Raw genomic sequence first — 2,302 nt, 5'->3', positions numbered from 1 at the left:
CTTAGGGAAACAGTTTAAGAATGTGCTTTCGGATAGTATTCCAAGTGGAGGGGGGACTGGAAATGAAAAAGAAAAAGGAATATAAACTAATAATTTTCTTTATTTTAATATATTTATTTTTGAATACAATCTCTTTTTCCATTAAATTATCAAGTGTGGAAGGCTTGAGGAAATTAAGTAATTATAGTGAAATAAAAGATATAGAGGTAGAAAAAATAGTTTCAAGTGAAGAGATAGAAAGAAAGAAAGGATTAGTACATGAGAAAAATACGAATACCTTATTTAATGGTGCATTAATTGCTAGAAATAATAAAAAAGAAATACTCGGTATATATATATATATATATATGGTAAATATGAAAATCATAGTTATGATTATTATGAAAATGGACAATTAAAAATAATAGTTAAACAGAAAAATGATAAAAGTAATGGAAAAGGTTACTATTATTATTCAAATGGAAAGTTACAATCAGATAGATTTTATAAAGATGATATAATGATATTATGTAATGAATATAGGCAAAATGGAACTTTGTCTTCGACTTACAAAGCAACTGATGGCTTAAATGGAATAAAAACTGTATATTATGAAAATGGAAAGGATGTAAAAACGGTAATAGAGATAACTCAAGATTATAGTCAGAAGGGACGAATAAACGATATATTAAACGGGAAATTAAAAGCGTATGATAAACAAGGACGCTTAAAAGCAATCTTTAATTTCAAAAATGACTCAATAGCGGGATTACCTCAAGAATTGTACTATCCAAATGGAAAGGTAAAATATTATGCAATAGCAAAGGACAATAATCAAAAAAATCCAACATTTACCCAAAAAGCTATTTCATACTATGATAATGGGCAGGAAAAGGAAAACTGTGATGAAGTTGATAGTGGAATGTGGATGTGTAAAAAGTATGATAAGAATGGGAAGTTTAAAGGAGAAGTTCAGAAGGGAGGACAGCCAATAGAAACAAGTAATTTTTGGGCTAATTTCTTTATGGGGGTATTGAATATATTGTTGCAGTAGGGCTATTGCCCTGCTGTTTGGTAAAAAATTTTAGAAAAAGGAGTGAGGAAAAACTATGGTTAAATTAGAATTTGCAGAAAGCGTATTTGGAGTAAGTTTTGGAATCCCAGTAAGATACGTGCGAATCCCCGAAGTAGAAGTAGTAAGCTATAATGAGAAACTAATATTGAGTGAATCATCAGAAGGAGAGTTCGAGCTAGTAGTTAAGCAAAGCCCAAATTCAGTAAATAGAGTTGAAGTAGGAGATCCGATATACTTCTTAGGGAAACAGTTTAAGAATGTGCTTTCGGATAGTATTCCTAATGGAAGTGGGGGTGAAGGAATTGTTCCAATTAAAAAATAAATTATTAGTATTATTTATTTTGTTATCAAACTTACTTGAAGCAGCATATTTAAATGAGATAAATGGAGTAAGAAAATTAAGTAATTATAACGAATTAAAAGATATACAAGTTGAAAGAATTGTAGATTGGAATAATATAGAAAGGAACAAATCTAAAGATAGAGTATATGTAATAGGTGAAAATAAACCTTTTACAGGTTCTGCAATTAAGGGATTAAAAAATGGAAAAAATATAGAAGGAATTTTATTTTATAAAGAGGGGCATACAGAAAAAACAGCATATGAATATTATCCAAATAATCAATTAAAATTAAAAGTTCCTCAGGAAGATGATAAGAATGAGGGAAAAGGATATTATTATTATTCTAATGGAAGATTACAATCAGAAAAATTTTTTAAAAATGATGTAATGCAAATAAGCACAGAATACAGACAAAATGGAACAACATTCAGAACATATAAAGCAGTGGATGGCTCAAATGGAATAAGAACAGTGTATTATGAAAATGGAAAAGATATAAAGACAGTCCTTGAGGTAATACAGGATTATAGCCAAAAAGGAATGGTAAACTATATCTTGAATGGTAAATTAAAATCATACGATAAACAGGGAAGATTACAAGCTATTTTTAATTTCAAAAACGACTCAATGGCAGGACTTCCTCAAGAATTATACTATCCAAATGGAAAGGTAAAATATTATGCGATAGCCAAAGACAATAATCAGAAAAATCCAACATTTACCCAAAAAGCTATTTCATACTATGATAATGGGCAGGAAAAGGAAAACTGTGATGAAGTTGATAGTGGAATGTGGATGTGTAAAAAGTATGATAAGAATGGGAAGTTTAAAGGAGAAGTTCAGAAGGGAGGACAGCCAATAGAAACAAGTAATTTTTGGGCTAATTTCTTTATGGGGGTATTGA

Annotated in this window: 4 protein-coding genes and 1 pseudogene; all 5 read left to right on the top strand. The window is 29.5% G+C overall.

Annotated elements, in window-relative coordinates:
- Positions 1–62: 62 nt before the first annotated feature.
- Entirely contained in the window at positions 63–398 is a 336-nt protein-coding gene (locus ACO409_RS10685; protein WP_485557106.1) for a hypothetical protein, read from the top strand.
- Positions 332–490 (top strand): annotated as a pseudogene (locus ACO409_RS10680) (toxin-antitoxin system YwqK family antitoxin); the annotation flags it as partial. The gene ACO409_RS10685 and the pseudogene ACO409_RS10680, both read left to right, overlap by 67 nt.
- Before the next feature lie 9 nt (positions 491–499).
- Positions 500–1,033 carry a toxin-antitoxin system YwqK family antitoxin gene (locus ACO409_RS10675; protein ID WP_485557104.1) on the top strand — a complete coding sequence of 178 codons (534 nt, stop codon included), beginning with the start codon at positions 500–502 and terminating at the stop codon, positions 1,031–1,033.
- A 55-nt stretch (positions 1,034–1,088) separates the two neighbouring features.
- Positions 1,089–1,376, top strand: coding sequence for a hypothetical protein (locus ACO409_RS10670; protein WP_485557102.1), 288 nt, complete (start codon positions 1,089–1,091; stop codon positions 1,374–1,376).
- Positions 1,357–2,302, top strand: a 946-nt coding sequence (locus ACO409_RS10665) for a toxin-antitoxin system YwqK family antitoxin (RefSeq protein WP_485557100.1), incomplete at its 3' end; no start/stop codon positions are given. The genes ACO409_RS10670 and ACO409_RS10665, both read left to right, overlap by 20 nt.

Source organism: Leptotrichia sp. (assembly GCF_057270615.1).
Note: the sequence above shows the minus strand (reverse complement) of the source record. Positions and strands in the feature narration are given on the sequence as shown.

What these genes read in the sequence shown, in the direction of transcription:
- ACO409_RS10685 (WP_485557106.1), top strand. Translation starts at nt 63, where the DNA reads ATGAAAAAGAAAAAGGAATATAAACTAATAATTTTCTTTATTTTAATA.
- ACO409_RS10675 (WP_485557104.1), top strand. Translation starts at nt 500, where the DNA reads ATGATATTATGTAATGAATATAGGCAAAATGGAACTTTGTCTTCGACT.
- ACO409_RS10670 (WP_485557102.1), top strand. Translation starts at nt 1,089, where the DNA reads ATGGTTAAATTAGAATTTGCAGAAAGCGTATTTGGAGTAAGTTTTGGA.